This window comes from Stutzerimonas sp. C6.4V (genome assembly GCF_058536345.1).
This window is the reverse complement of sequence record NZ_JBZUBM010000002.1, coordinates 523,984-549,978: the sequence shown is the minus strand read 5'-3', so window position 1 is coordinate 549,978 and position 25,995 is coordinate 523,984. Positions and strand designations below refer to the sequence as shown.

23 protein-coding genes, 1 tRNA gene and 1 pseudogene are annotated in these 25,995 nt (G+C 62.5%); 16 read left to right on the top strand and 9 right to left on the bottom strand.

What is annotated here, in order from left to right; genetic code table 11:
- Nucleotides 1–13: 13 nt before the first annotated feature.
- Nucleotides 14–2,248 (bottom strand): ATP-binding protein, encoded by a 2,235-nt coding sequence (locus AC4LFW_RS18400; protein WP_491822184.1) that lies wholly within the window; start codon nt 2,246–2,248, stop codon nt 14–16.
- A gap of 249 nt (nt 2,249–2,497) precedes the next feature.
- Here AC4LFW_RS18400 and AC4LFW_RS18395 point away from each other — a divergent pair, with 249 nt between their 5' ends.
- The gene (locus tag AC4LFW_RS18395) at nt 2,498–2,905 is read left to right on the top strand and encodes an SMI1/KNR4 family protein (RefSeq protein WP_491820980.1); all 408 of its coding nucleotides are present in this window, start codon (nt 2,498–2,500) and stop codon (nt 2,903–2,905) included.
- Between the two features lie 55 nt (nt 2,906–2,960).
- The gene (locus AC4LFW_RS18390) at nt 2,961–3,335 is read left to right on the top strand and encodes a DUF3301 domain-containing protein (protein ID WP_491820978.1); all 375 of its coding nucleotides are present in this window, start codon (nt 2,961–2,963) and stop codon (nt 3,333–3,335) included.
- 14 nt (nt 3,336–3,349) lie between these two features.
- Here the strand turns inward: AC4LFW_RS18390 and AC4LFW_RS18385 are convergent, their stop codons facing one another.
- Nucleotides 3,350–4,312, bottom strand: coding sequence for a CobW family GTP-binding protein (locus AC4LFW_RS18385; RefSeq protein WP_491820976.1), 963 nt, complete (start codon nt 4,310–4,312; stop codon nt 3,350–3,352).
- Between the two features lie 90 nt (nt 4,313–4,402).
- On the opposite strand from AC4LFW_RS18385, the gene AC4LFW_RS18380 reads away from it, so the two are divergent.
- Nucleotides 4,403–4,759 carry an NADH:ubiquinone oxidoreductase gene (locus AC4LFW_RS18380; protein WP_491820974.1) on the top strand — a complete coding sequence of 119 codons (357 nt, stop codon included), beginning with the start codon at nt 4,403–4,405 and terminating at the stop codon, nt 4,757–4,759.
- Nucleotides 4,760–4,805: 46 nt separating this feature from the next.
- Here the strand turns inward: AC4LFW_RS18380 and AC4LFW_RS18375 are convergent, their stop codons facing one another.
- Nucleotides 4,806–5,330, bottom strand: coding sequence for a DUF3617 domain-containing protein (locus AC4LFW_RS18375; protein ID WP_491820972.1), 525 nt, complete (start codon nt 5,328–5,330; stop codon nt 4,806–4,808).
- A 147-nt stretch (nt 5,331–5,477) separates the two neighbouring features.
- On the opposite strand from AC4LFW_RS18375, the gene AC4LFW_RS18370 reads away from it, so the two are divergent.
- The 4 genes from AC4LFW_RS18370 to AC4LFW_RS18355 all read left to right on the top strand — a co-directional run bounded on the left by AC4LFW_RS18370 (nt 5,478) and on the right by AC4LFW_RS18355 (nt 10,791).
- Nucleotides 5,478–5,993 carry a sigma-70 family RNA polymerase sigma factor gene (locus tag AC4LFW_RS18370; RefSeq protein WP_491820970.1) on the top strand — a complete coding sequence of 172 codons (516 nt, stop codon included), beginning with the start codon at nt 5,478–5,480 and terminating at the stop codon, nt 5,991–5,993.
- A gap of 3 nt (nt 5,994–5,996) precedes the next feature.
- A complete protein-coding gene (locus tag AC4LFW_RS18365) occupies nt 5,997–6,941 on the top strand; it encodes a FecR domain-containing protein (protein ID WP_491822182.1) in 945 nt (314 codons plus the stop codon).
- 106 nt (nt 6,942–7,047) lie between these two features.
- The gene (locus AC4LFW_RS18360) at nt 7,048–9,537 is read left to right on the top strand and encodes a TonB-dependent siderophore receptor (RefSeq protein ID WP_491820968.1); all 2,490 of its coding nucleotides are present in this window, start codon (nt 7,048–7,050) and stop codon (nt 9,535–9,537) included.
- Between the two features lie 69 nt (nt 9,538–9,606).
- The gene (locus AC4LFW_RS18355) at nt 9,607–10,791 is read left to right on the top strand and encodes a PepSY-associated TM helix domain-containing protein (protein WP_491820966.1); all 1,185 of its coding nucleotides are present in this window, start codon (nt 9,607–9,609) and stop codon (nt 10,789–10,791) included.
- A 166-nt stretch (nt 10,792–10,957) separates the two neighbouring features.
- Here the strand turns inward: AC4LFW_RS18355 and AC4LFW_RS18350 are convergent, their stop codons facing one another.
- From AC4LFW_RS18350 to AC4LFW_RS18340, 3 genes are all read right to left on the bottom strand, one after another.
- The gene (locus AC4LFW_RS18350) at nt 10,958–11,359 is read right to left on the bottom strand and encodes a DUF1850 domain-containing protein (protein WP_491820964.1); all 402 of its coding nucleotides are present in this window, start codon (nt 11,357–11,359) and stop codon (nt 10,958–10,960) included.
- The gene (locus tag AC4LFW_RS18345) at nt 11,356–13,389 is read right to left on the bottom strand and encodes a TRAP transporter permease (protein WP_491820962.1); all 2,034 of its coding nucleotides are present in this window, start codon (nt 13,387–13,389) and stop codon (nt 11,356–11,358) included. The genes AC4LFW_RS18350 and AC4LFW_RS18345 overlap by 4 nt, the downstream gene beginning before the upstream one ends.
- Before the next feature lie 172 nt (nt 13,390–13,561).
- A complete protein-coding gene (locus AC4LFW_RS18340; RefSeq protein WP_491820960.1) occupies nt 13,562–14,515 on the bottom strand; it encodes a TAXI family TRAP transporter solute-binding subunit in 954 nt (317 codons plus the stop codon).
- Between the two features lie 382 nt (nt 14,516–14,897).
- Here AC4LFW_RS18340 and AC4LFW_RS18335 point away from each other — a divergent pair, with 382 nt between their 5' ends.
- Entirely contained in the window at nt 14,898–15,326 is a 429-nt protein-coding gene (locus AC4LFW_RS18335; protein ID WP_491820958.1) for a DNA methylase, read from the top strand.
- 79 nt (nt 15,327–15,405) lie between these two features.
- Nucleotides 15,406–15,648, top strand: a complete 243-nt coding sequence (locus AC4LFW_RS18330) for a hypothetical protein (protein ID WP_491820956.1) — start codon at nt 15,406–15,408, stop codon at nt 15,646–15,648.
- Between the two features lie 4 nt (nt 15,649–15,652).
- Here AC4LFW_RS18330 and phnN read toward each other — a convergent pair whose 3' ends face one another.
- Nucleotides 15,653–16,192 (bottom strand): phosphonate metabolism protein/1,5-bisphosphokinase (PRPP-forming) PhnN, encoded by a 540-nt coding sequence (phnN, locus tag AC4LFW_RS18325; RefSeq protein ID WP_491820954.1) that lies wholly within the window; start codon nt 16,190–16,192, stop codon nt 15,653–15,655.
- A 111-nt stretch (nt 16,193–16,303) separates the two neighbouring features.
- On the opposite strand from phnN, the gene AC4LFW_RS18320 reads away from it, so the two are divergent.
- Nucleotides 16,304–16,741: a YqaA family protein gene (locus AC4LFW_RS18320; RefSeq protein ID WP_491820953.1), complete on the top strand. Its 438-nt coding sequence runs from the start codon at nt 16,304–16,306 to the stop codon at nt 16,739–16,741.
- A gap of 133 nt (nt 16,742–16,874) precedes the next feature.
- Here the strand turns inward: AC4LFW_RS18320 and AC4LFW_RS18315 are convergent.
- Nucleotides 16,875–16,997: pseudogene (locus AC4LFW_RS18315) on the bottom strand (LysR family transcriptional regulator); the annotation flags it as partial.
- A gap of 263 nt (nt 16,998–17,260) precedes the next feature.
- Here AC4LFW_RS18315 and AC4LFW_RS18310 point away from each other — a divergent pair.
- Complete coding sequence (locus AC4LFW_RS18310; protein WP_491820952.1) at nt 17,261–17,446, top strand: hypothetical protein; 186 nt, start codon at nt 17,261–17,263, stop codon at nt 17,444–17,446.
- A gap of 535 nt (nt 17,447–17,981) precedes the next feature.
- On the opposite strand, the gene AC4LFW_RS18305 is transcribed toward AC4LFW_RS18310, so the two are convergent.
- Nucleotides 17,982–18,058, bottom strand: a tRNA-Arg gene (locus tag AC4LFW_RS18305).
- Nucleotides 18,059–18,386: 328 nt separating this feature from the next.
- Between AC4LFW_RS18305 and gabD the strand changes: the two genes are divergently transcribed.
- From gabD to AC4LFW_RS18280, 5 genes are all read left to right on the top strand, one after another.
- Nucleotides 18,387–19,835 (top strand): NADP-dependent succinate-semialdehyde dehydrogenase, encoded by a 1,449-nt coding sequence (gabD, locus tag AC4LFW_RS18300; RefSeq protein ID WP_491820950.1) that lies wholly within the window; start codon nt 18,387–18,389, stop codon nt 19,833–19,835.
- Between the two features lie 205 nt (nt 19,836–20,040).
- Complete coding sequence (locus AC4LFW_RS18295; protein WP_491820949.1) at nt 20,041–21,240, top strand: HDOD domain-containing protein; 1,200 nt, start codon at nt 20,041–20,043, stop codon at nt 21,238–21,240.
- Between the two features lie 183 nt (nt 21,241–21,423).
- Nucleotides 21,424–23,529, top strand: coding sequence for a 3-hydroxyacyl-CoA dehydrogenase NAD-binding domain-containing protein (locus tag AC4LFW_RS18290; protein ID WP_491820948.1), 2,106 nt, complete (start codon nt 21,424–21,426; stop codon nt 23,527–23,529).
- A gap of 43 nt (nt 23,530–23,572) precedes the next feature.
- The gene (locus tag AC4LFW_RS18285; protein ID WP_491820946.1) at nt 23,573–24,769 is read left to right on the top strand and encodes an acyl-CoA dehydrogenase family protein; all 1,197 of its coding nucleotides are present in this window, start codon (nt 23,573–23,575) and stop codon (nt 24,767–24,769) included.
- Nucleotides 24,770–24,781: 12 nt separating this feature from the next.
- Nucleotides 24,782–25,924, top strand: a complete 1,143-nt coding sequence (locus AC4LFW_RS18280; protein ID WP_491820944.1) for an acyl-CoA dehydrogenase family protein — start codon at nt 24,782–24,784, stop codon at nt 25,922–25,924.
- The last annotated feature ends 71 nt before the right edge of the window (nt 25,925–25,995 follow it).

Genomic DNA, 25,995 nt, shown 5'->3' with positions numbered 1-25,995 from the left:
TTAGGTTCCTGTGCTAAATGGGTGATGCATAGGTGAGTCTGGGCAAGGAAAAGAAAAAGGTCGCGCCCTGGTTTATTTCGCCATTGGCCCAGACCTGGCCATCATGGCGCTCGATGATACGGCGCACGCTGGCCAGACCGATCCCGGTGCCTTCGAATTCTTCCATGCGATGCAGACGCTGGAAAACCCCGAACAGCTTGTTGGCGTATTGCATATTGAAGCCAACACCATTGTCACGCACATAAACGATGATCTCTTCGGAGCGCTCTTCGGCACCGATCTCGATAATGGCGTGCTCACGTTTTCGGCTGTACTTGATGGCATTGGAGACCAGATTGCGCAATGCCATGTGAATGAATGCCGCGTCGGCGACCACGATCGGCAGAGGATGAACCTGCCACTCTATGTTGCGACCTTCGCAGTCTGGTGCCATCTCCTGGCGTATGGATTCGACCAGCGCCGAGAGGTTTACGTCGGACAAGCGCAGTGCGGCGCGACCCATTTGCGAAAAGCTCAGCAGGTTGTCCACCAACGTTCCGGCAAACCGCGCCGCATCACCGATGTTGTCCAGAAAGCGCAGACCACGCTCGCTCAGTTTGCTGCCTTCGAGTTCGCCCAACAGCTCGGCGTAACCGGCAATGTGCCGCAGCGGGGCGCGAAGGTCATGGGAAACGCTGTAGGAAAAGGATTCCAGTTCCTTGTTGCTCTCACGCAGCTCTCCGGCCAGCTGGGCCATTTCCTCGGCCTTGCGCAGCACGATGCCCAGCACAGCCGTGCGAAGCTCCAATGCGCCTTCCAGCTCAACCTGCTTCCAGGGCTGCGCAAAGCCGCGGACCGTCTCCTTCCAGCTTTCGAAGCTGTTGCGTGGCGAAAGTCCCCCATTGCTGTCGATCCGTTTCTCCGGCTGCCCGGCCCAGTTCACCGTCTTGACCTGCTCTCGTCGGAACCAGACCAGATAGTGCGGGTGCAAGCGGGAAATGGAGATGGCCAGTATGCCGGCGCAATGCTCCGCCAGCTCCGGAATGGCCGGGATGTCGCGACTCACGCAATCGGTGCTGAACACCAGTTGCTCGCGCTGTTGTGAAAGCCAGTGGCTCAGGCGTACCAGCAGGGGGGCGGGTGGTGTCTCGCCCACCGGCTCGGATTGTTCACCGGATACGATGGCGCAGCCGACAGCCCCGGCGAAATCCAGCACGACCTTGGGCATGCCTTTGAAGCCCTCGAGCACGCTGTCGTGGTCCGCCATGGACGAGAGCAGTTCTACGATCTGCTGGCGCAGCTCTAGCTTGCGCTGGGCCAGCGCAGCGGCTTCCTTGGCCTCGATCTGCAAAGAGAGGATGCGACCCAGCAGCTCGCAGGCGGTGCGGGTCTGATAGTTGACCGCACGCGGCGTGGCATTGTGGCAGGAGATCAAGCCCCACAAGCGGCCCTGGATGACGATGGAAACCGACATGGACGCCAGCGTGCCCATGTTGCGCATGTACTGCAGGTGCACGGGCGAGACGCTGCGCAGGGAGGCAAAGCTCAGGTCCAGCGGTTCTCCGGTTACCGGGTTGAGCGCTGGTAGAACGGGCGAGGGCTGGTAGTTGGCATCCTGAATGACGCGAACCAGGTTGTTGCAATAGAGCTGGCGGGCCTGAGGCGGGATATCCGAAGCGGGAAAGCACAGGCCCAGGTAGCGGGGATAGCCTTCATCGGCCTCCTCGGCGAGCACCAGTCCGTTGCCCTGGTCGTCGAAACGGTAGGCCTTGACCCTGCCGAACCCCGTGATGCGCTTGACCTCCCGAACGGCCAGCTGGCAGATGTACTGGAGATCCTGCGCTTCCTGCAGCTGAACGACAAAGGTGCGCATCAGCGGGTAGAGCTTGTCGTACGCAGCGCCGGAACTGCCGGACGACTCGAACTCGACGATCAACTGGCCTTTGTAGCGGTGGGCCAGCAGGGCCAGCGGGGGGTGGTCGCTGCGGCCCGGCAGGGTGATGCTGATGTCCTGCAGGTGGAACGGATTGTGATCATCTTCAGCCAAGGCTGCCAGACCCTCAGCGAAGCCGCAGTCGCCAATCAGCCTGGTCAGCGGCTGACCGAGAAGGGCCTGGGGCTCCACACCGAGCCATTGGCGGACATTCTCACTGGCCTGGACGATAGTCAGTTGTGGCTCGCTGAGCACCAGCAGGAAGCCATGCGGCTGGATGCTCCCCGGGATGTGAATCGGCTCATCACCACACTGGGCAATCGCCTTGGCGAGCATGTCTTGATGTCTGATGGATGCCACAATTTCTCCTGTCGAGCCCAGGTGGTGGGCTGTTGGCGACGAGCTGGGACCCATTGGGATGGCTACTAACGGCGTGAGACCGTCTGGCGAACCTGCTGTTGTCTGCGCGGCATACAGGTTCGCCTTTTTTTCGAGCGGTCAGTACTTTAGCGCGACTGGTACTGGCTAGCCAATGCGCGGGCTTGTATAAACGGCGCATCTTGAGACCGTCGAAGGGGGACTGTCATGGAAGAAGTGATCGAACAGCTGCGGGAACTGAATGAGCCGGTACCGGTACCGCTCGAGCTGCCGGATGATGACCGGCTGGTCGAAGTCGAAGAGGAATTGCTGATCAATCTGCCGTTCGGCTTGCGGGAGTTTCTTCTTACCGTCAGCGACGTTGTCTACGGTCGTCTGGAGCCGGTGACGGCAGTCGATCCACAGTCGCACACCTATCTTCCCGAAGTGGCCGCGAATGCCTGGGATGCGGGTGTGGAGCGGGACCTGCTGCCAATCTGCCAGGACGGGCCCGACTTTTATGTAGTCGATCTCGAGGGTGAGGTCATGCTTTTCGACGGCAGCGAGCACGAAATGACCGATGAGAGCTGGGAGTCGGTCTGGCACTGGGTTCGCGACGTTTGGCTGGAGAGTTGATGAACGTATCGGCCACCATGTCCTGGCCGTGCGCTGCCAGCCGGCTGCTGCACCCATGGTGACGCTCGGCAACCTGTTCGTCTTTCTCTTGCTGCTCTCTGCTGGCGCCTGGCTGTGGCACTCCCACGGCATTCGCGAAAGGGCGCTTGTCGCGGTGCGGCAGCATTGCAAGAAGATGGATGTCGAACTGCTCGATGGGAACGTAGCCTTTCGCCGTCTCGGGCTGATTCGTGATTCCCGCGGCCAGCGACGTTTTGCGCGGGTCTATGGTTTCGAGTTCACGGTGACAGGCGAGCAGCGCCACCAGGGCAGCATCCTGATGTTCGGTGCACGTCCAGGTCCCATCGAAATGGATGCGCATCCATGTCCCTCCCGCCCGGATTCCGGTCGGGTGATACAGATGGACGACTGGCGGCGGCGTGGCGACTAGCCCTGGATCGACCGTTATACGCGGCAGTCGGCTATCGCCTCGTTCAAGCGTCTTTCATCTTGCGGTTCGCCAAAGATCAGCTCGAGTCGCGAGTCCCTGCGCCATTCGCTGCAGGCAAAGACCAGCGGAGCTCCCTTGAGGGCATTGGCCGACTGCCAGCCATCCATGCCTTGCATGACCAGCTTGGCGCGCTGCCATGCCAGGTCGTTCAGCCAGCGCTTGAGCTGTTGCAGGTCGAACCGTTGGCTTGGATGCCAGCGCCAACCAATGCTCCAGCCATCGGCGCTGCCCCCGCTCTGGCAGATCGGCTGTTTCGGATCCGGCCAGACACTGCCGAGGGCTGGCGCTGCAGCGGGCAGTGACGGCTCCCGATTGGCTGGCCCCGGTCGCTGATCGATGCCAGGCAACAAGCCGATCGGCAGCTGGCCTTGTTCCGTCCAGCACTGAGCGATGGGCGGCAGCCGATTCTTTAATGTCAGCCGTTCGGCCTGATTCAGCCCGTCGCTCTTGTTTATCACCAGCAGACCGCAGCCTTGCATTGCCTGCTGCTGGCTCGCGGCTAGCGATTCGCCGCGCAACAGCGCCGGCCCATCGAGGACGGCCACGCATGGCTGCAGCGCAAGCACCTCGTGCCAGGGTGGAGACGAGAGCTGTTCAAGCAGTTCGGCGGGATGGCCCAGGCCGGAAGGCTCGATGAGCAGGCGGTCCGGCCTCGCCTTGCGCAACAAGCGGCCCAGGCCGATCTGGAACGGCACGCCGTTCACGCAACATAGGCAACCGCCGGCCACTTCTGCCAGGCTGACGCCCGCATCGTCAGTTGTGAGCAGTGCCGCATCGAGGCCGATCTGCCCGAATTCGTTGACCAGGATGGCCCAGCGCTCGCTGGCAGGTTTCTGCATCAGCAGGGCGCGAATCAGACTGGTCTTGCCTGCGCCTAGCGTGCCAATGATCAGGTGTGTCGGGATATAGGAGAGCATGGCGCTATGGTGCGCATTCCGGCTATGGGATGAAAGCGCTTTGCGTGGCTGCGTGCTAGAGTCGCCGCGGTCGATCGGGAGGGGTTGGTGATGCGTTCGCTGTTCATGTTGTTGGTCGGGGTGGGACTCGCCGGTGAGGCGCTTGCTGAAGGCTGCATCGTACATAGCCAGGACGATCGGATCGAGGTCAAGGTCTGCCAGCAGAACCGCAGCATTCCTGACGAGTTGTTTCGCACCGGATTTTGCCAGCCGGACCTGAAGAACCAGAATGTTGAGGTCACTTTCGTCGAAGAATGTCCTAGCGGGGCGTTTGGCATATGTCGCAATGCTCAGGTGTCCAACATGCCGTATCGCCAGGACATCCACTATTACGGTGTGGCCAGCGATGCGCGCTTTCTGCAGCCCAGCTGCGAGCAAACCAGCGCAGGCGAGTGGGACACCGAGTAGTAGCTCAACGCTTCAGCGACAGGTTCCACGTGGAACTCTTCAGCTGCTAGCGTTGCGGTTTGAGGCTGCCGCAGTCTTCGCCCACCCAGCGTCCACGCGAAAGCATGCGGCTGCTGCCTTGCTGCTCTCCAACGGTGTATTCGGTCTCGATCGTACTCGCAACTTCGCGCTCGCTGATCAACCGGGTCTCTCCCTGACCCTTCGCATCGGGGCATTCGAAGCGAAACCTCCACAGGTTCTCCGTCTGCTCGAGTACCTCCTGAGTACAACCTGGCTCGTCCTGAAAGGGCAGTTCACGGGATTGAACCTGGGCTTCGCTCAGGCATAGCCGAACGCCACCCGAGCCCAGCTCGACGCCTTGCTCCGCCAGCATCGCCTCCATCATTTTGCGTTGTTCCGGTGGTAGCGCCTTCATCTGTTCGAGCATCTCAGCCATGCCCGGCATCTGCATGCCATCCACTTCGAGCCTGTCACTGGTGAATTCCCAAAGCCCCGGCAATAACTGTGTCGCCTGAGCGGGCAGCGCAACGGCCAGCAGGGTTGCAGCTGTGAGTGTGGCAAGGGATGTCATGGCTGTCTCCGATGATGGGCCTATCGGGAGCCTAGTCCAGCTTCGTTAAAAGCCCAATGCAGGCTGTCTCGTTGCAAGCGAAGCATCTGGCATTGAGTTGATGAGAAGCGTTAGCATTACCATCTTCACGATGATGGGCGACCCTTCATGGCAGCTGACGGTCTGGTTCGGCAACAGGTGGTGCACCGACTCTATGTCGATCATCAGGGCTGGCTGAACGGCTGGTTGCGGCGCCAGCTCGGCTGCAGCCAGAGAGCGGCGGACCTCGCTCAGGACACCTTCGTGCGAGTGCTGAGCAAGGATCAGGGACTGGACTCGATCCGTGAACCGCGGGCGTATCTGCACATCATCGCCCGTGGCCTGCTGATCAACCATTGGCGTCGGCGGCAAATCGAGCAGGCGTACCTGGAAGCCATCGCGCTGCAACCGGAGGCGCTGGCACCTTCGCCTGAATCCCAGGCGCTGGTGGTCGAAACGCTGATGCAGGTTGACGCCATGCTGGCTCGACTTCCGGAAAAGGTGCGGCGTGCATTTCTCCTGTCTCAACTGCACGGCATGACCTACGCCGCCATCGCGATTGAACTGGGCGTGTCCGAACGGATGGTCAAGAAGTACATGGCGCAGGCCATGCTGCACTGCCTGACCCTGATCGAGGACGACTAGGTGATGGATTACCGGGTGCTGCAGGCCGCCGCGCAGTGGTTCGCTGTGCTGCGGTCAGACAGCGTCAGCGAGGACGACCGCGAGGCCTGGCGGCGCTGGCTCAGCGATCCTGAGCACGCGCGGGCGTGGCAACGCGTCGAGCAGATCAGCGGACGCTTCGAGCCGCTCGCTCGCGACCCCTTTGGCGCCAAGGCGAGCAGCTTGATGCAGCGCCGCCAGCCAACGCGACGGCAGGCGCTGAAAACCCTGTCCGTCGTTATCGGTGGTGGTGTTCTGGCCCTGGCGGGTGGCGCCATGCCCTGGCGCAGCTGGACGGCCGATCAACGCACAGCAGTGGGCGAGGTGCGCGATTGGCCATTGCCGGAGGGTTCGCACCTGTGGCTGAACACCGACAGCGCGGTGGATGTCGCGCTCGATGCGCAGGTGCGCCAACTGTCGCTCTACCGCGGCGAGCTGCTGGTGCAGGTGAGCCATGAACGGCGTCCGTTGTTGTTGCGGACCGCCGAAGGCAGCGTGAAGACCCATGACACGGCCCGTTTTTCAGTGCGGCAGCGCGACGGTCGCACACAGCTCAGCGTGTTCGACGGCACCGTTGAGGTTCGACCCCAAGACGGCCGACCGCGTACGGCCGTGCAGGGCCAGCAGGTGAGCTTCGATAGACGCCACGCCGAGCCCGGGCGCCCGGTTCAGATGGGGCGCCAGGCCTGGGTTCGTGGCGTGCTGTTGGCCGATAACCTGCGGCTGGATGAATTCCTGGCCGAACTGAGCCGCTACCGCCAGGGCTATCTGGGCTGTGATTCCCGCATCGCTGGCCTGCGCGTGGTAGGCGCTTATCCGCTGGCGGATACCGAACGTGTCCTGGAGGTGCTGGCGAGCACGCTGTCGCTGCGCGTCAACCGGCACCTGCCGTGGTGGGTCAGCCTTGAGCCCGCGCAATCCGAGGCCTGACGAATACCCGTTGAAAATAAAATCGAGCTGGCGGTTCCCTTTTGGGAGGAGGCGCTGGGCATAACCGCAACGATCACGAATTTGCTCACGCAAAAAAGGATGAATCATGTGCGTCACTGCCTCTCCCGTTCGCCGTTCCAATCCGCTGTCCCTGGCCATTCGCGCCGCCATGCTCTGCATGCCATTAGCCACCATTGCCGTCGCGCCGATGGCGCTGGCGCAATCGGCACAGCAGCAAGCTGTACGCAGCTATGACATTCCGGCCGGTTCACTTTCCTCCGCCCTGAGTCGCTTCGCCGGTGAGGCCGGGGTGATGCTGTCGGTCGATGGCCGCCTGCTCGGCAACCGCCAGTCGAGCGGCCTGAGAGGCCAATACGGCGTTGAGGAAGGATTCGATGCGTTGCTGCGCGGCAGCGGGCTGCAGGCCCTTCGTGACGAGCGCGGGACCTATTCGCTGGTGCCGGAGCCGTCTGGCGAACAGGCCGAAGCCGTCGAGCTGAAGCCCATGGTGGTGGAGGGCTTCGCGCTGGGCAATGCGCTGGGGGAGATGGAAGGCTACAACGCCACACACAGCAGCGTGGCAACCAAGACGAGCATGCCGCTAGTGGAGACCTCGCAGACCGTCTCGGTGGTGACCCGTCAACAGATCGAAGATCAGGGTTCGCGCTCCATTGCGCAGGCCGTTCGCTACACGCCGGGGCTGATGAGCACGCCCTACGGCGCCACGACCCGCTACGACTATGTCGCCATGCGCGGCATCACCGACGGCTCGGTGGATAACCTCTACCTCGACGGGCAGAAGCTGCTCGGTGACAGTGGCACCTACAGCAGCCTGCAGGTCGACCCGTATTTCGTCGAGCGTATCGACATTCTCAAGGGCCCGTCCTCGGTGCTCTATGGCCGCAGCCTGCCTGGCGGCCTGGTGGCGATGACCAGCAAGAAGCCGCAATACGAGGCGAGCCGACAGATAAGGCTGTCCTACGGCAGCGAGGACAACAAGCAGGCCGCGTTCGACTTCACCGGGCCGCTGGACGACGAGCGCATCGCCTATCGGCTGGTCGGCGTCGCGAAGGATGCCGATAACCAGGTCGATGGCATCGAAGAGAAGCGCTACGCGGTCATGCCTTCGCTGAGCATCGACTTCACCGAGGACACCCGCTTGACGCTCCAGGCCATGCTCCAGCATGACCCGGAGAGCGGCTATCACGGCGGCCTGCCGGCTGACGGCAGCGTAACCTCGCACAACGGCCAGCGCATCTCACGCAGCTTCTTCGAAGGCGATGAGGATCATGAAAAGTTCGAGCGCGACCAGCAGATGATCGGCTATCAGCTGGAACACCGTTTCAACGATACGCTGTCGGCGCGGCAGAACTTCCAGTATCTCGATTCAACGGTCGAGTCCGGCCAGGTCTACCAGTACGGCTACGCCACGCAGGACGAACTGGTGCGCTACTACACCGGTGCCGATGAGGTACTGCATGCCTGGACGCTGGATAACCAGCTGCAGTTCCTCTTCGATACCGGTGCGCTGAGCCATACCCTGGTCACCGGGCTGGACTATCAGCGGCGCAAGGCCAAAGTCGATTACAGCGCGGCCACCGGCATCGGCACGATCAACCCCTACACCGGCGTCGCCAACCCGAGCAGCCTGGCCTTCTATCACCAGTACGACGAACTACGGGAGCTGGAGCAGACCGGCTTTTATGTCCAGGACCTGATCAGCCTGGGCAACTGGCGCTTCTCGCTGGGCGCGCGGCAGGACTGGGTCGATGTGTCCTTCGACCAGACCGAATCGCTCTACGGCGACCAGTCCGATCAATCGAAACTCGAGCAGTTCACCGGCCGCGTCGGCGTGCTCTACGCCTTCGACAATGGCCTGTCGCCCTACGCAAGCTATTCGGAATCCTTCAACCCTAACGCCACGGGTGCCTACAACTACGATTCGGGCACTGGTGCCTATGACATCACGCTGCTCGAACCGACCGAAGGGGAGCAATTCGAGGTCGGCGTTAAATACCAGCCGCTGGGCACCGACGATCTCTACACCATTTCCTACTTCGACCTGAAACAGTCGAACCTGGCGAACAAGGATTCCAACGAGAACTTCTATCGCGCCGTAGGCGAACTCACCTCCAAGGGCGTGGAGCTGGAGGCGCGCCTGCGTCCGCAGGACAACCTCAACCTGATCGCCAGCTACTCCTACATGGATGTGGAGTATTCCAAGGACTTCACCGGTGCTGCCGGCGTCAACAACCGCGGCAATACGCCTAACGCGGTGGCGCGCAACATGGCGTCGCTGTGGTCCGACTACACCTTCGAGCAGGGTGTAATCGCCGGGTTGCAGATTGGCGGTGGCGTACGCTACTTCGGCAAGAGCTGGGCGGACGCGGAAAATACGCTACGTATCCCGTCCTACACACTGTACGACGCCATGCTCGGCTACGACTTGTCGCGTGTCGGGCTGAACGGCCTGAGCGCACAGCTGAACCTGAACAACCTGACGGATGAAAAATACGTCGCCGCCTGCAACAGCCTCAACCAGTGCTACTACGGCGAATCCCGCAACGTCATGGCGACGCTGACCTACGACTTCTAAGAATCGGGCAGAAGCCGCTGGCCTGTATGGGCCGGCGGCTTTGTGCTTTCTACAAGACGGACGAAGACCATGCGCTTGATCCTCGTACTGCTGCACCGCTACATCGGCCTGGCTACCGCGCTATTCCTCTTTCTCGCAGGCATCACCGGCAGCGTGCTGGCCTTCCATCATGAACTGGATGAATGGCTGAACCCCGAGTTCTACCACACCGCCAGCCAGGGCCCGGTGCTGGGGCCCGGGGAGCTGGTCGAGCGGGTCGAGCAGGCCAACCCGCGCATGCAGGTCTGGTACATGGAGTTTCCGGACGAGCCAGGACACGCGGCGTTGATGGCGCTGGTACCACGCAATGATCCTGCAACCGGCAAGCCCTATGAACTGCAGCCGGTCGTGCACTATCTCGATGCGGTGACTGGCGATCCGGTCGGCACCCGGCATTGGGGCGAGTGCTGTTTTTCCCGGCAGAACCTGGTGCCTTTTCTGCTGGAGTTTCACTACAACCTGACGCTGCCGGGCAACTGGGGCATATGGCTGATGGGCATCGTGGCGATCTTCTGGACGCTCGACTGCCTGGTCTCCCTGCTGTTGACCTTCCCACGCGGGCGGCCGTTCTTCGGCAAGTGGTGGACGGCCTGGAAGATCAAGCGCCAGCGGCTCAACCACGATGTGCATCGTGCGGGCGGCCTGTGGCTGTGGTTGCTGCTCACGCCGGTCGCCATCAGCAGCATCGCCATGAACCTGCCCGAACAGGTGTTCAAACCGGTGGTGTCGTTGGTATCAAGGGTTGAACCGAGCGTCTACGAGGCACGCGGCAGGTTGCCAGAGGCGGAGCTGGGCACCACCGGGTACGACTTCCACCGTGCTTACGACTACGCCATGCAGCACGCCGCCGACCTTGGCCTGAGCGAGCCGATTGGTGAGCTCTACTACAGCTTCGAATACAACTTCTATGGCGCTGGCTTCGGTGATTACGACAGCAACCAGGGCAATGCCTGGCTGTTTTTCCATGGCAGCGATGGCACGCAATTGCTGGGGCAGGAGATACCGGGGCAGGGCACCTTGGGTGAGCAGTTCCACCTGCTGCAACCGGCGATCCATGGCGGGCGGATCCTCGGCCTGCCGGGGCGCATTCTTATCGCGCTGCTGGGCGTGGCGATTGCCGTGCTGTCGGTGACCGGCGTGGTGATCTGGTGGCGCAAGTTGCGCGCCAGGCAGCTCGCGGCAAGCAAGCGCAGAGCAACGTTGCAGGCGATCTGATACCGCCGTAGGCGATGAGCCAACGTAGGGTGGATCACGCTTCACCGATCCACCAGGCGGTGTGTGCATCCCAAACGCGGCAAGGGCTAGAACGTAGGGCGGATCACGCTCCACCGATCCGCCGGGCGATCTATGCGCCCCTAACGCGGCAAAGCCTCACCCAGCATCAGGAGGAGCCCACCGCCTGCGCGGCGCAGCTCCAGAGTTCCAGCGCGGGCTGGTCCGCTTTTGGCGGGCCGAGCCATTCGCTCAAGGCGTGGCAGCGCTGGTCGAAACACAATTGGTAATCCCCTGCTTCGGGGGTTCGCCCCACTCGCAGCGGTTGCAACGGCGGCATCTGGCGCCTGTAGTGCCAGGCCCCGTCACGCAGTTCGGCGTCATCCGGGATTTCCATCCCGGCACCTGAACCCCTGACCCGCGCTTCGCCGAGCAGCAGCCCGTCCGGCGTCACGCGGTAATCCTCTTCCCAGCGGATCTTTTCAATGGTGTGGTTCCAGGCCAGGGTGAAGTCGGCTGTGGGCACCTCTGCCCACACCACCCCGGCCAAGCCCAGACAGAGTCCGATCACGCCAGTACCGGCCCGGCCCGGCGGGCACGCACGATGTGCTGAGCCAGCAGCAGGATGCCGATGCCAAAGCCGATCTCGTCGGTAATCGGCATGGCCATGATCAGCGTCGCACCCGCGGCGAAGCCCAGCACCCGCTCCCACCAGGCCAGCGGTCGCTGCAGGTAGCCGATGGTGGCGATGCCCCATAGACCAATGGCAAAGCTTGCCTTCAGCACCATGTAGGCGGTCATCCACAGGCTGTCGCCCTGCATCATCAGCGACGGGTTGTAGACCGCCATGAACGGCACCACGAAGCCGGCGATGGCGATGCGCACTGCCCACATGCTGATCTTCAGCCCGGTTTCCTTGGCGATCGGCGCCGCTGCGAAGCAGGCCAGCGCCACCGGCGGCGTCAGGTCAGCCAGGATGCCGAAATAGAACACGAACATGTGCGAGACCAGCAGCGGCACGCCAAGGTCCAGCAGGGCCGGTGCGGCGATGGAGCTGGTGATGATGTAGTTGGGGATGGTCGGGATACCCATGCCCAGCACCAAACAAGTGGCCATGGTCAGCAGCAGCGACAGGAAGAGATTGTCCTCACCAACAGCCAGGATGTAACCAGCAAAGGTCGAGGCGACACCCGTCAGCGAGACCACGCCGATGATCACGCCGACCAGTGCACAGGCGATACCCACCGGAACCGCGTGTCGTGCACCTTCCACCAGCGCGTGCAGGCACACCACCAGGGTGTCGCGCCCGCCCTTGATGAACCAGCAGATCGCTACCAGCACCGCGATGACAGCGAAGATCACCCCGATGCCGAGCTGGAAGAACCCGGCGCAGAGCACGCCCAGGGCGATCCAGAAGGCCATGCGCAAGCCGAATGACGACACCTTCAGGATGATTGCCGAGCCGAGGATGACGATGGCCGTCAGCGCCAGGCCGACCATGCCGGAGAACAGCGGTGTGCGTCCGGAAAACAGCAGGTACACCAGCACACCCAGCGGAATCAGCAGGTACCAGCGCTGCTTGACCGCCGCCATGGCGCTCGGGCATTCCTCTTTCGGCAGGCCCTTGAGGTTGGCGCGCTTGGCTTCCAGATGAACCATCCAGAACACCGAGCCGAAATACAGCAGGGCCGGGATCAGCGCGGCCTTGGCGACTTCGATGAAGGGCACGTTGATGGTCTCGGCCATGATGAAGGCCACGGCGCCCATCACCGGCGGCATCATCTGGCTGCCCATGGAAGACGTTGCTTCCACACCGCCGGCAAAGGCGGCCTTGTAGCCGAAGCGCTTCATCAGCGGAATGGTGAACTGGCCGGTGGTCACCACGTTGGCGACACCGGAACCGGTGATGGTGCCCATCAGCGCGGAGGACACCACCGAGACCTTGGCCGGTCCACCCAGCTTGTGGCCGAACAGGCCCATGGCGAAGTCGGTGAACAGCTTGATCATCCCGGCCTGTTCGAGAAAGGCACCGAAGAGGATGAACAGGAAGATATAGGTCGCCGAGACGTAGGTCGGTGTGCCGTAGAGCCCTTCGGTGCCAAACGCCAGCTGGTTGACCATCTGATCGATGGCGTAGCCGCGGTGGGCGAGATCGCCCGGCAGGTACTGGCCGAGCAGGCCGTAGGCAAGGAACATGGCGCAGATGATCGGCAGGGCGATGCCCATGACCCGGCGAGCGGCCTCGAATACCAGGGCGATCAACAGGACGCCGACGGCGAAGTCGAGGGTCGTCAGGTCACCTGAGCGCTGGATCAGGTCTGCTTCGAAATACCACTGGTAGAACGCAGTCCCCATGCCCGCCAGGGCCAACACCCAGGCCAGCGGCTGCCAGGGGCGGCCTTTGCCGGCGGCGGGAAAATACAGGTAGACGACCATCAGCAGAAAGCCGACATGCCCGGCTCGCAGTACCTGGCTCGATACCGGGTGAAACGCCGCCATGACGATCTGGTAGATGGAAAACAGCAGGGCCACATAAAACAATGCTTTTGGCCAATCGGCTGCGCTACCGGCCAGGCCTTCCTCTTGTTGTAGTTCGCTCATGAATCGCCTCGAGCTGATAAAGCATGGTCGCGTAGAGCCGCTAACAAAACCTGCCGTGCTTCCACGCTGGTTTTACTAGCGCCTCTTCAGATTTGGATTCGGCGAGCCGCGGGCGTCAGGACTGGCGTCCGCGGATCAGATCGGGCAGCACCAAGGCTGCCCAATGGCGTACTCAGAGTACGCCGGCTTCCTTGTAGTAACGCTCGGCACCCGGATGCAGCGGGATCGGCAGCGCCTTGGTGGCGTTTTCCAGCTTGATGTCCTTGGCGGCGGAATGCGCGTTGCCCAGCTGGTCGAGGTTCTCGAACAGCAGCTTGGTCATCTGGTAGGCAATGTCGTCCGGTACGCCCTCATGGGTCACCAGGATGTTGGTGATGGCGACGGTGGGAACGTCCGCTTCCTGGCCGTCATAGGTACCCGCCGGGATCTTGGCCGCCTGGTAGGCGTCGTTGCCGATCTTGGCGACCACATCTTGCGGGATTTCCACGTAGTTCAGCGGCATGGTGGACGCCAGGTCGCGAATGGCGGCCATACCCAGGCCGGCCGACTGCAGGGTGGCATCCAGCTGACGGTTCTTGATCAGCTCGACGGACTCGGCAAACGGAAGGTATTCCACCTTGCCCATGTCTTCGTAGCTCAGGCCGGCCGCCTTGAGGATGGCGCGGGCGTTGAGTTCGGTCCCGGATTTCGGCGCGCCGACGGAGATCGACTTGCCCTTGAGGTCAGCCAAGGTCTTGATGCCGGACTCCTGGCTGGCGACGATCTGGATGTAGTTCGGGTAGCTGCCGCCGATGGCGCGCAGTTTCTTCAGGGGTGCCTTGAAGCCGGCTTCCTCGACGCCATTCCAGCCGTCAGCGACAGAGTCACCGAGGGCAAAGCCCAGCTCGCCGCGACCGGATTGCAGCAGATTGAGGTTTTCGACCGAGGCTTTGGTTGCCTGCACGGAGGTTTTCGCGCCGTCGATGCCTTTGCTGTACAGCTGGGAGATGCCCACCCCGATTGGGTAGTACACCCCGCTGGTGCCGCCCGTGAGGATGTTGATGAAGGTCGGGGCAGCCACTGCGGCGGTGCTGGCGGTGAAGGCCGCTGCGGCAGCGAGCAGGCTGAAGCGTTTGGTCAATCTCATGGTGTATCTCCGTTTCGTTGTTATTGGTTTTGCAGAACTGACGATAGACGATCAGCTACAGCGCCAGGGGCTGCATTCAACGACAGGAAAAGGAGAGACGGCGTCGGACGTGCTTTCACAGAGTGAAGCAGGAGCGCTGTGCGGCTTTTCTTGTCGTTGGTCGTCGCATCGGGCAGTTAAGACATAGCACGAGCTGTGCCATAACGGCGAAGGCTCTGTTTCGGCGGGTCAGGGCCACCTCATAGACGCCGTTGGCAAGATTTCGCTCATGGGTGAAGCAACGATAGGCGGAATTCTGCCTATTGCAGCGCAAAGGCCGATGCGAACCCTGATCTGCCGCTGGCGTCGCAACAGAGGAATCCACCGCGAGCGAGACACAGCAATGGCCAGTGAAATCAGCGCGAAAGAACTCGGGATCGATATCAGTCAGGGAGAAGGCGAGCTGTTCAAATGGTTCATCGCCAGCTTCCTGTTCGGCAAGCGCATCCAGCAGGACATCGCCGCCGACGCCTACCGAGTCATCGTCGAAATGCACAAGCGCGACACGCCGAGAAAGCTGGGCAACTGCAGCTGGCAAGAGCTGGTGGACATGCTTGGGGAGGGTCACTACGTGCGCTATGACGAATCGACCGCCGAGCGCCTGCTCAAGCTCTGCGACAAGCTCAATAACGAATACGGCGGCAAGCTCGGCAACATTCGCGAGAGGAGCAAGGACCGCAAGGAGCTGGAAAAAAGGCTGGGCGAGTTCGAAGGGATCGGGCCGAAAACGGTGGAGATCTTTATGCGCGAGGCGGAAAAGGTCTGGTCCTAGCCGCCGCTGCGACAAACCGTGTTTGCGCTGCATGCCGATCCGGCTAAAGTGGCGCCAGCCCTCTATCGAAGTCCGACCCATGCGCGCCGTTCTCATTGCGTTCAGCCTGTTCCTGCCGCTGCTGGCGTACGCCGCCCCGGCGCCGTATTACCAGTGGCAAAGCAAGGCCGATGGCACCGTGATCTGTCGACAGACCTCGCCGGGGCATGGCTGGGAGCTGCTCAACGGCCAGCCTTTCCGGGACCTGAACTGCAGCATGCCCGCCACTCGTATCGACCGGCCCAACGCGGTACCAGGCTTTCACCCGCAGCCAGCGCGCTGATGGGTTAACGATCGATGAGCCGCAGCAGCTTGCTCACTGACTCGTGGAGATCGCCTGAGTTGTCCAGCAGAAAGAGTTCATCCAGCGAATCCTCGAAACGCGCGTTGCGCGCCAGGCGGGCTTCGATCTGCTCCGGCGTCTCGCGGTTGCGCTTAAGCAGCCGTTGGCGCAGCACCTCGGGGCGCACGCTGAGCAACACCGCCAGCAGGTCGGGATAGCGCTGGCGCGCCTGCTCAAGATAGCCCCGCGAACCGTTGACCAGCACATCCTCACCGGCGGCCAGCCACTGGTCGATCTGGATTGGTATCCCGTATGCGAGTTCGTTGGCGCGCCAGCTCATGGCAAAGCCACCGTCGCGCTCCAAACGATCGAACTCGTCATGACTGACCGCTTCGGCAGATTCGCCCACGGCTTCGGCCGAGCGCGTGATGACTCGCCGTGCGATACGTACGCCGCGCTCGGCCAGGGCTTCGCGTGCCGCATCGAGCACGCTGTCCTTGCCGGAACCGGAAGGGCCGATGAGGTAGATCAACCTGCCTTTCATCAAAATCCTCTGTTACCTTGCCAGGCGTGACGCCAAGGCTGCAGCCTGCCAGATTTTCATCATGCCTTCTCGTTATGTCGCATCGGCGATGCCTGAGCCCACGATTCCATGATGTTCGACCTGACTGCCTACCTCGGCCTGTTCGGCGCGGCCTTCGCCGCCGCTACGCTGGTACCCGCTCAATCCGAGGCCGTTCTGGTCGGACTGTTGCTGCATGGCGGCTATTCGATGACAGGTCTGCTGGCGGTCGCCACGCTGGGCAATGTGCTGGGCTCATTGATCAACTGGCTGTTGGGCCGATCGATCGAACGCCTGCGCAACAAACGTTGGTTCCCCGTCAGCGCGCAGCAGCTGGAACGGGCCCAGCGCAGCTATCACCGCTTCGGTCGCTGGTCGCTGCTGCTGAGCTGGGTACCAATCATCGGCGACCCGCTGACAGTAGTCGCTGGTACGCTGCGTGAACCGCTGTGGAGCTTCCTCTTGTTGGTAACCCTGGCCAAGGGCGGCCGCTACGTGCTGCTCGCCAGCGTGACGCTCGGTTGGCTCTGAGCCCATCCAGAGCCATCGTTAACCCTCAGCGTAACGAAACGCCTCTGCGCTTGATTGATGACCTTTCGGTCACGTCCCTACTGTGCGCTCCACAAGCGGAAAACCTGTGGACGCGTTCAGCGACGGCATCTTCGGCACGATGCACGCTGACGTTGCTGGTATTCAGCTCGGCGGCCGCCTTGCTCAGGTTTCCGCTGCGCATGAAGGCCAGGAACACCTCGAGCTTTTTCAGTTTGAATTCTTCGTCGATCTGCATGGCGCACTCGAGCAGTGGCAGTTATTCGGCCTAGCCTATCGCGCCAAGATGCCCTTGGCCTACGTGCATCCTGCAATGGTCGCTATTTGGTTACAGTGCAACTTGCAAGCCTTGCCAATATCCAGTATTTACCTAACCGATTGATATGTAAGGTGTTTTGCTTAACGGTGTCCTGTGGCACGGTCAATGCTCGCTACTCGCTGCCAAGTGGCGATAAAAACATAATGGACTTGCTGCAAAGCGATCCGGCGAGAGGTCTGCACATGGGCAACAAGCTGAACGGAACATCCCAGATATGGGCTGATGGCTATTCATTCATGGAAGTAACCGAGACGCTATTGGCCGCGCTGGGAATCCGTACGGATGACCAGCAAGCGCCAGAACAGCAATCCAGGCAAACCGAGACTTTCACGGCGGCGAGTGACGATATGCCCGAACGCTACCGTTAGGGTACTCAGAGCTGCTTCAGGACCGGCCTCTTGTCAGCGGTCGGCTTGATTGGCTGGTAGGTGCAGCGCCTGATCTTGGTAAAAGCTGGGCTCATCAAACGCTGAAACTCCCAGCCGAGCTGGGCCTGCATGATGCGCAGGTTGTCAGATAGCGCATCCAATGCGTGTTGGGCATGGCATCCCAGCAACATCCCGTCACTCAAAAACCTTCGTCTCCCCGCGAATCCTTCCTACATCGGCGGGAGGGAGGCCGAACACCCGCACATCACCCGCTCGGGTATTCGGTACCGGTTTCGCCAAGGCGATTGCTGGCACGACAATCATGGATTTGTTGGGGAGGCCGGCAATGCTATGGCTGCAGGCGTCTCGAAGGCTGAAATCGTGTGGCTCGGCTGGCTATCGCCGTGAATGCTGAGCACTGTTCAACCGGGCCCGCTACCGTTGAGGGTGGCAAACTTCTGGCAAAAAAAGACGTTCAGGACTAGGAGAGGTTTCTGTCAGGAGCGCTAACCCCTTGAGAACCAAGGGGAAGAGATGGCGCATCCGGCGGGATTCGAACCCACGACCCCTGCCTTCGGAGGGCAGTACTCTATCCAGCTGAGCTACGGATGCGTTGCGGGGCGCAATCATACGCATGTCCTTCGCGGTCGTCCATGGCGCTTCGGCGGCTGCGGGTCGGATTGCCGGATGGCTGCGGGGCCCTGACGTCATGTCATCAGGCTGAGCTATGGTGCGTTAATTTTTCCGAACGCTGTATTGCCTGTTATCGGGATTTGGTCCTAGCATGCGTTCGAGATTTCAAACGCCTGAGCTTGCAGCCGGAACCCTCGGGTCTGGGTTCGTTCTGACCTGGAACGGCGTTCCGCTGCCAATCGCCCCGTATCGGCCTGATGGCCTTGGTCCAAATTCCCGGCACCGCGCCGGCTCGTAGGAGACTGCCATGCAACTCAAAGACACCACGCTGTTCCGCCAGCAGGCCTATATAGACGGCGCCTGGCAGGACGCGGATGACGGCCAGACCATCAAGGTCAACAACCCGGCCAGCAACGAAATCCTCGGTACCGTGCCGAAGATGGGCGCTGCCGAGACGCGGCGCGCTATCGAAGCTGCCGAGCGCGCATTGCCGGCCTGGCGGGACCTGACCGCCAAGGAACGTTCACAGAAGCTGCGCCGCTGGTTCGAGCTGATGATGGAGAACCAGGACGACCTGGGTCGCCTGATGACCTTGGAGCAGGGCAAGCCGCTGGCCGAATCCAAGGGCGAGATCGCCTATGCCGCCTCCTTTATCGAGTGGTTTGCCGAGGAAGCCAAGCGCGTCTATGGCGACACCATCCCGGGCCACCAGAAAGACAAGCGCATCATCGTCATCAAGCAGCCGATTGGCGTGACCGCGGCCATCACGCCGTGGAATTTCCCGGCGGCGATGATCACCCGCAAGGCTGGCCCGGCGCTCGCTGCTGGCTGCACCATGGTGCTCAAGCCGGCCAGCCAGACGCCGTTCTCCGCGTTGGCCCTGGCCGAACTGGCCGAACACGCCGGCATTCCGAAAGGCGTGTTCAGCGTCATCACCGGTTCGGCTGGCGATATCGGTGACGAGCTGACCGCCAACCCGACCGTACGCAAGCTCAGCTTTACCGGCTCCACCGAAGTGGGCGCCAAGCTGATGGCTCAGTGCGCGCCGGGGATCAAGAAGATCTCGCTGGAGCTGGGGGGGAACGCGCCGTTTCTGGTGTTCGATGACGCCGACCTCGACGAGGCGGTAAAGGGCGCCATGCAGTCCAAGTACCGTAACGCCGGGCAGACCTGCGTCTGCGTCAACCGCATCTACGTGCAGGACGGCGTGTACGACGAGTTCGCCAGGAAATTCCAGGCGGCGGTTGAAAAGCTCAAGGTGGGGAACGGTCTGGATGAGGGCGTCGACATCGGACCGTTGATCGATGACCGCGCGGCAACCAAGGTGCGTGAGCACATCGAGGATGCGGTGGCTAACGGCGCCCAGGTGCTCACTGGCGGCAAGGCGCACCAGATGGGCGGTAGTTATTTCGAGCCGACGCTGATGGTCAATGTGCCGCACAACGCCAAGGTCGCCAAGGAGGAAACCTTCGGCCCGCTGGCGCCGCTGTTCCGCTTCAAGGACGAGGCCGAGGGCATCGCCCTGGCCAACGACACCGAGTTCGGCCTGGCGGCCTACTTCTACGCCCGCGACCTGGGCCGCGTGTTCCGCGTCGCCGAGGCCATCGAGTCGGGAATGATCGGCATCAATACCGGCATGATTTCCACAGAGGTGGCGCCGTTTGGCGGTGTGAAGTCCTCCGGCCTGGGCCGAGAGGGCTCCAAGTACGGCATCGAGGATTATCTGGAGATCAAGTACCTCTGCCTGGGGCTGTAGAGTCGCAGTGGATCGGTGCTCGCGATCGTCCTGATCGACTGAACCCATGGGGAGGCGTGGCAACGCCAGGCCATCCCTCTCTTCCTCCAGGTGCGGCCCCGGCTCAGGTGCAAGCGAGCCGAGGGCCTTTTGTCGCACCCCGGTCTCGCGCAATGACCCATTGCTAGACTGCGCGCCAACATTTCAAAAACCGGATCGGCTCGCTGTGCCTCGCTCGAAGTCTCCTTTAGCGCTTGTTGTCCATGCCGACCCAGCCAGCCGCACACTGATCGAAGCCCAGGTTCTGGCAACGTGGCCCAAGGCGCGGCTCAAGGTGTGCCAGGACGGGACTGCAGCGTTGGAATGGAGCCATATCCAGGCACCTGACGTAGTCATCGCTGCCGCGCAGATCGGCAACATGACCGGTCTCGAGCTGTTTAGGGCGCTGCGCGCGCGGCCGCCTGCTGCGCGCGCCAATTGCGTGCTGGTGGATGCTGATGCCGACGCCGCGAGCGTGCGGGCTGCGGTTCCGCTTGGCCTGCTTGCCTACCTCACCCGGCCGCTTTCGGCCGAGTTGCTGGGAAAGCGGCTATTGGCGGCCTCTGCGACCGTCTCGAGTGGTGTGCCGGTCAGCCCCAACGAAGACCTCGAAACCTACCTTGAGCGTGTGCGCAATGACAACAGCGGCGCGCCGTTGCTGAGCGATGTGCAGGCCGCGGTGGGCCAGAGCCTGAAAGCCGGTAACCTGGACCTTGCCGAGCTAGAAGCCATGTTCGCGTGCGAGCCCCAGATTACGGCGCGCCTGATAAGTGAGGCCAACAGCGCGGCTCACTATCAGGGGACGCCGTGCCAAAGCGTAGCCCAGGCCCTTTCGCGACTCGGAATCCGGCGGGTCCTGAACTTGGTGGTCTCGATTGCGCTTCAGCGCAACGCACGACTTGCCGATCCCCGTCTGGCCAGTCGTGCGTTGGAAGTGACCGAGCAGGCTCGGCGTGCAGCAGAGCTGGCCCTGTGGTTCGCTCGGCGCCTGCGGTTGGATGGTGAAAGCTGCTATACCGCTGGCCTGCTGCAGAACATCGGCGAGCTTGCGCTGCTTCGTGCCCTGCAAGGGTGGATCGACCGCGCAGAGGGTCTCGACGAGCCAGCCATCGACCGGGTCATGGCAACGCGGGCCGCTGGGTTCGGCTCGGCGCTTCGCGCTCACTGGCGACTACCGCTCGGGCTTCGGCAATTGATAGCTGCGTACTATGGCCAGGGTGCAGGAGTCTTTTCCCAGGAGGCGCTGATTCTGGACCTTACCCACCGCCTGGTCGATCTGCCAGCAGGCACGCCGCCTTCAAGCCTCGCAGACGAACGGACAGTGCGCATGCTGGGGATCGACCCACAGCTGCTCGACGAGGCGCCGTTGCGCTTTGCCGCCCGCTGAGTCGTACCGCCAGCGCTTCAGGTTTTACGCGGTATTTGGCGCATTGATCGTCATTCACACGGCGGATGCGCAACGCCTATTCTGGCAAACACTCGACAGGCAGAAATGAGTTACTTATTCTGCACTGCGAAACATGATTCCGTGAAATAACAAATCCAATCAGCATTTCACAGCGGAGGCCTCATGACGGACGTCGTACGGCTCGAAGTTCAGGGCGACATCGCTCTGATCACGGTCAACAATCCCCCGGTCAACGCCCTCGGCCAAGCGGTGCGTGAGGGTCTGCTGCAGGCCTTTCAGCAGGCCGAAGCGGACCAGCAGGTCCGCGCCGTGGCGCTGGTGTGCGAGGGCAGTACCTTTATTGCCGGCGCTGACATCAAGGAGTTCGGCAAGCCGCCGCAGGCGCCGAGCCTGCCGGAGGTGATCGAGGTCATCGAGGGCTGCAACAAGCCAAGCGTAGCGGTGATTCATGGCACCGCCCTGGGTGGCGGGCTTGAGGTCGCGCTGGGCTGCCATTACCGCATCGCTCGCAAGGACGCCAAGGTCGGTCTGCCGGAAGTGAAGCTGGGCCTGCTGCCCGGTGCTGGGGGCACCCAGCGCTTGCCGCGTCTGGCAGGGGTTGAGAAGGCGCTGGACATGATTGTCAGTGGCTCACCCATCGGTGCGGCGGAGGCGGTCGAGCACCACATCGTTGATGAGCTGTTCGAGGGTGATCTGGTCGACGCCGGCCTTGCCTACGCACGCCGTATGCTGGCGGAGGGCCGCGGCCCGCGTCGTAGCGGTGAGCAGACTCGCGGTCTGGAAGGCGCCGACAACGAGGCGCTGATCCGCGCCAAGCATGCCGAAGTCGCCAAGCGCATGCCGGGGCTGTTCTCGCCGCTACGCTGCATCGCGGCGGTCGAGGCGGCGACCCAGTTGCCGCTCGCCGAAGGCCTCAAGCGCGAGCGTGAGTTGTTCACCGAGTGCCTGAATTCGCCGCAGCGCGGCGCGCTGATCCATTCATTCTTCGCCGAGCGTCAGGCGGGCAAGATCAATGACCTGCCGGCTGATGTGAAACCACGTGCGATCAATTCCGCCGCGGTGATCGGCGGCGGCACCATGGGTGTCGGCATCGCCTTGAGCTTCGCCAATGCCGGAGTGCCGGTGAAGCTGCTGGAAATCAACGACGAGGCACTGCAACGCGGCCTGCAGCGCGCGCGTGACACCTATGCGGCGAGCGTCAAGCGCGGCAGCCTGACCGAGGAGGCGATGGAGCAGCGCCTCGCGCTGATCGCTGGCGTCACCGACTACGGCGCCCTGGCCGATGCCGACGTGGTGGTCGAGGCCGTGTTCGAAGAGATGGGCGTCAAGCAGCAGGTCTTCGAGCAACTGGATGCGGTGTGCAAGCCGGGTGCGATCCTCGCCTCCAACACCTCGTCGCTGGACCTGAACGCCATCGCCGCCTTCACCAAACGCCCCGAGGATGTGGTCGGCCTGCACTTCTTCAGCCCGGCCAATGTCATGCGTTTGCTGGAAGTGGTGCGTGGTGAGCGGACCAGCGATGAAGTGCTCGCCACCGCCATGGCGATCGGCAAGCAGCTGAAGAAGGTCTCGGTGGTGGTCGGCGTCTGCGACGGCTTCGTCGGCAACCGCATGGTCTTCCAGTACGGCCGCGAGGCGGAATTCCTGTTGGAAGAGGGCGCCACGCCGCAGCAGGTCGACGGGGCGCTGCGCAACTTCGGCATGGCCATGGGGCCGTTCGCCATGCGCGACCTGTCCGGCCTCGACATCGGCCAGGCGATCCGCAAGCGTCAACGCGCGACGCTGCCAGCGCATCTGGATTTCCCCACCGTCTCCGACAAGCTCTGTGCCGCTGGCATGCTCGGGCAAAAGACCGGTGCCGGCTACTATCGGTACGAGCCCGGCAATCGCACGCCGCTGGAGAACCCGGAACTCGCGCCTATGCTGAAAGCAGCCTCGCAGGAAAAGGGCATCGAGCGCCGCGAGCTGGACGAGCAGTACATCATCGAGCGGACCATTTATGCGCTGGTCAACGAGGGCGCGAAGATCCTCGAGGAAGGCATCGCCCAGCGTTCCAGCGATATCGACGTGATCTACCTCAACGGCTACGGCTTCCCGGCGTTCCGTGGCGGGCCGATGTTCTATGCCGACAGCGTCGGCCTGGACACCGTGCTCGCCCGAGTCAAGGAGCTGCACGCACGGTGCGGCGACTGGTGGAAGCCGGCGCCGCTGCTCGAAAAACTGGCCGCAGAAGGCCGTACCTTCACCGAATGGCAGGCCGGGCAGTGAGCACCGCCCGCCTCCACGCTGATCGGACATCGAGGATTCATCCATGAACGTCAACTACACAGCCGAAGAGCTCGCCTTCCGTGATGAAGTGCGCGCCTTCCTGACAAACGAGCTGCCGGCGGACATTGCCGCCAAGGTCAAGCTCGGCAAGCACATGTCCAAGCAGGATCACGAGCGCTGGCAGCAGATTCTGGTCAAGCGCGGCTGGTACGCGCCGGGCTGGCCGGTTGAACTGGGCGGCACCACCTGGGGGCCGGTCGAAAAACACATCTTCGACGAGGAGTGCGCCCAGTTCGGTGCGCCGCGCACCGTTCCCTTTGGCGTCAACATGGTCGCGCCGGTGATCATCAAGTTCGGCACCCAGCAGCAGAAGGACCACTACCTGCCGCGCATCCTGTCCGGGGAGCACTGGTGGTGCCAGGGCTATTCCGAGCCGGGCGCCGGCTCCGACCTGGCCAGCCTGAAGACCCGCGCCGTGCGTGACGGCGACTATTACGTGGTCAACGGCCAGAAGACCTGGACCACCCTCGGCCAGCACGCCAACATGATCTTCTGCCTGGTGCGCACCGACCCCGAAGCCCAGCAGCAGCGCGGCATCAGCTTCCTGCTGATCGACATGAAGAGCCCCGGTATCAGCGTGCGGCCGATCATCACCCTGGACGGCGACCACGAGGTCAACGAAGTCTTCTTCGACAACGTTCGCGTGCCGGTGGAAAACCTCGTCGGCGAGGAAAATCAGGGCTGGACCTGTGCCAAGTACCTGTTGACCCACGAGCGCACGGGCCTGGCCGGCATCGGTGCCTCCAAGGCGGCGCTGGCGCATCTCAAGCGCATCGCCATGAAGGAAGTATGCGACGGCAAGCCGATGCTCGAAGACCCGCTGTTCCGCGCTCAGGTCGCGGAAGTCGAGATGCAGCTCATGGCCATCGAGATGAGCACCCTGCGCATCCTCGCTGCGGCGAAGGAGGGTGGCGTACCCGGTGCCGAGTCCTCGATCCTCAAGGTCAAGGGCACCGAGATCCGCCAGGCCATCACCCACCTGCTGCGCAAGGTCATCGGTCCTTACGCGCTGCCGTTCCTGGAAGAGGAGCTGCAGCTGGACTATGACGGCGAGCTCTTGCATGCCGACTACAGCGCGGCGCTGGCCGGCGACTACTTCAACATGCGCAAGCTGTCGATCTTCGGCGGCTCCAACGAAATCCAGAAGAACATCGTCTCGAAGATGATTCTCGAGCTGTAAGGGGGCACCGCAATGGACTTCAAACTGACTGAAGAGCAGCAAATGCTGCAAGACACCGCGGCGCGTCTGGTGCGCGACGCCTACCCGTTCGAGCAGCGCGAGAAGTTCAGCGAGTCCGAGCTGGGCTTTTCCGCCGAATTCTGGTCGCAGCTGGGCGAGCTGGGTCTGACTGCCGTGCCGTTCTCCGAGGACATCGGCGGCTTTGGTGGTAGCGGCGTGGAAACCATGCTGGTGATGACCGAACTGGGTCGCGGCCTGACGCTGGAGCCCTACCTGCAATCGGTGATTTTCGGCGGCGGACTGCTCAATCAACTGGGCAGCGATGCGCAGAAACAGGACCTGCTGCCGCAAGTCGCCGCCGGGTCGCTGCAACTGGCGGTGGCGTTAGACGAGCCGCAGAGCCATTACAACCTCAACGACGTGCAGACCAAGGCAGAGGCAGCGGACGGTGGCTATCGTCTGAACGGCCGTAAAGCCGTGGTGATCGGCGGGCATAGTGCCGGACAGATCATCGTCTCTGCCCGCAGCTCAGGCGACAGCCGTGATGAGACTGGCATCAGCCTTTATTTGGTCGACCCGAACGCTCAGGGCGTCAGCCGCCGAGTCTACCCAACCGTCGATGGGCGCAAGGGCTGCGACCTGTTCCTCGACAACGTGCAGGTGGGTTCCGATGCCGTGCTTGGCGAAATCGGCAACGCGCTCCCGGCGCTGCGCTACCAGCAGGGCCGCGCCATCGCCGCGCAGTGCGCCGATGCCCTCGGCAGCATGGACGAGGCCTGCAAGCTGACCCTCGACTACCTGAAGACGCGCAAGCAGTTCGGCGTGCCGATCGGCAAGTTCCAGGTCCTGCAGCACCGCATGGTGGACATGCAGACCGAGCTGGAACAGGCCACCAGCATGGCGATCCTCGCCGCGACCTTTGCCGATGGCGAAGACAACGACGACCGTCGTCGCATCATCGCGGCCGCCAAGTACATCTGCGCCCGCGCCGCGCGCAAGGTGGCCGAGGAAGCCATCCAGCTGCACGGTGGCATCGGCATGACCTGGGAATACAACCTCGCCCATCACGCCAAGCGCCTGGTAATGATCGCCCACCAGTTCGGTGACGACGACCACCACCTGAAGGCCTATGCGAAGCTGATGCAGGTGGCGTGATCGCCGGCGAAGAGCGTTTGGCGGTTGCGCAGGCTCTTAGCAGCGAAACAGAGCGGCCGGGCGTTTGCCCG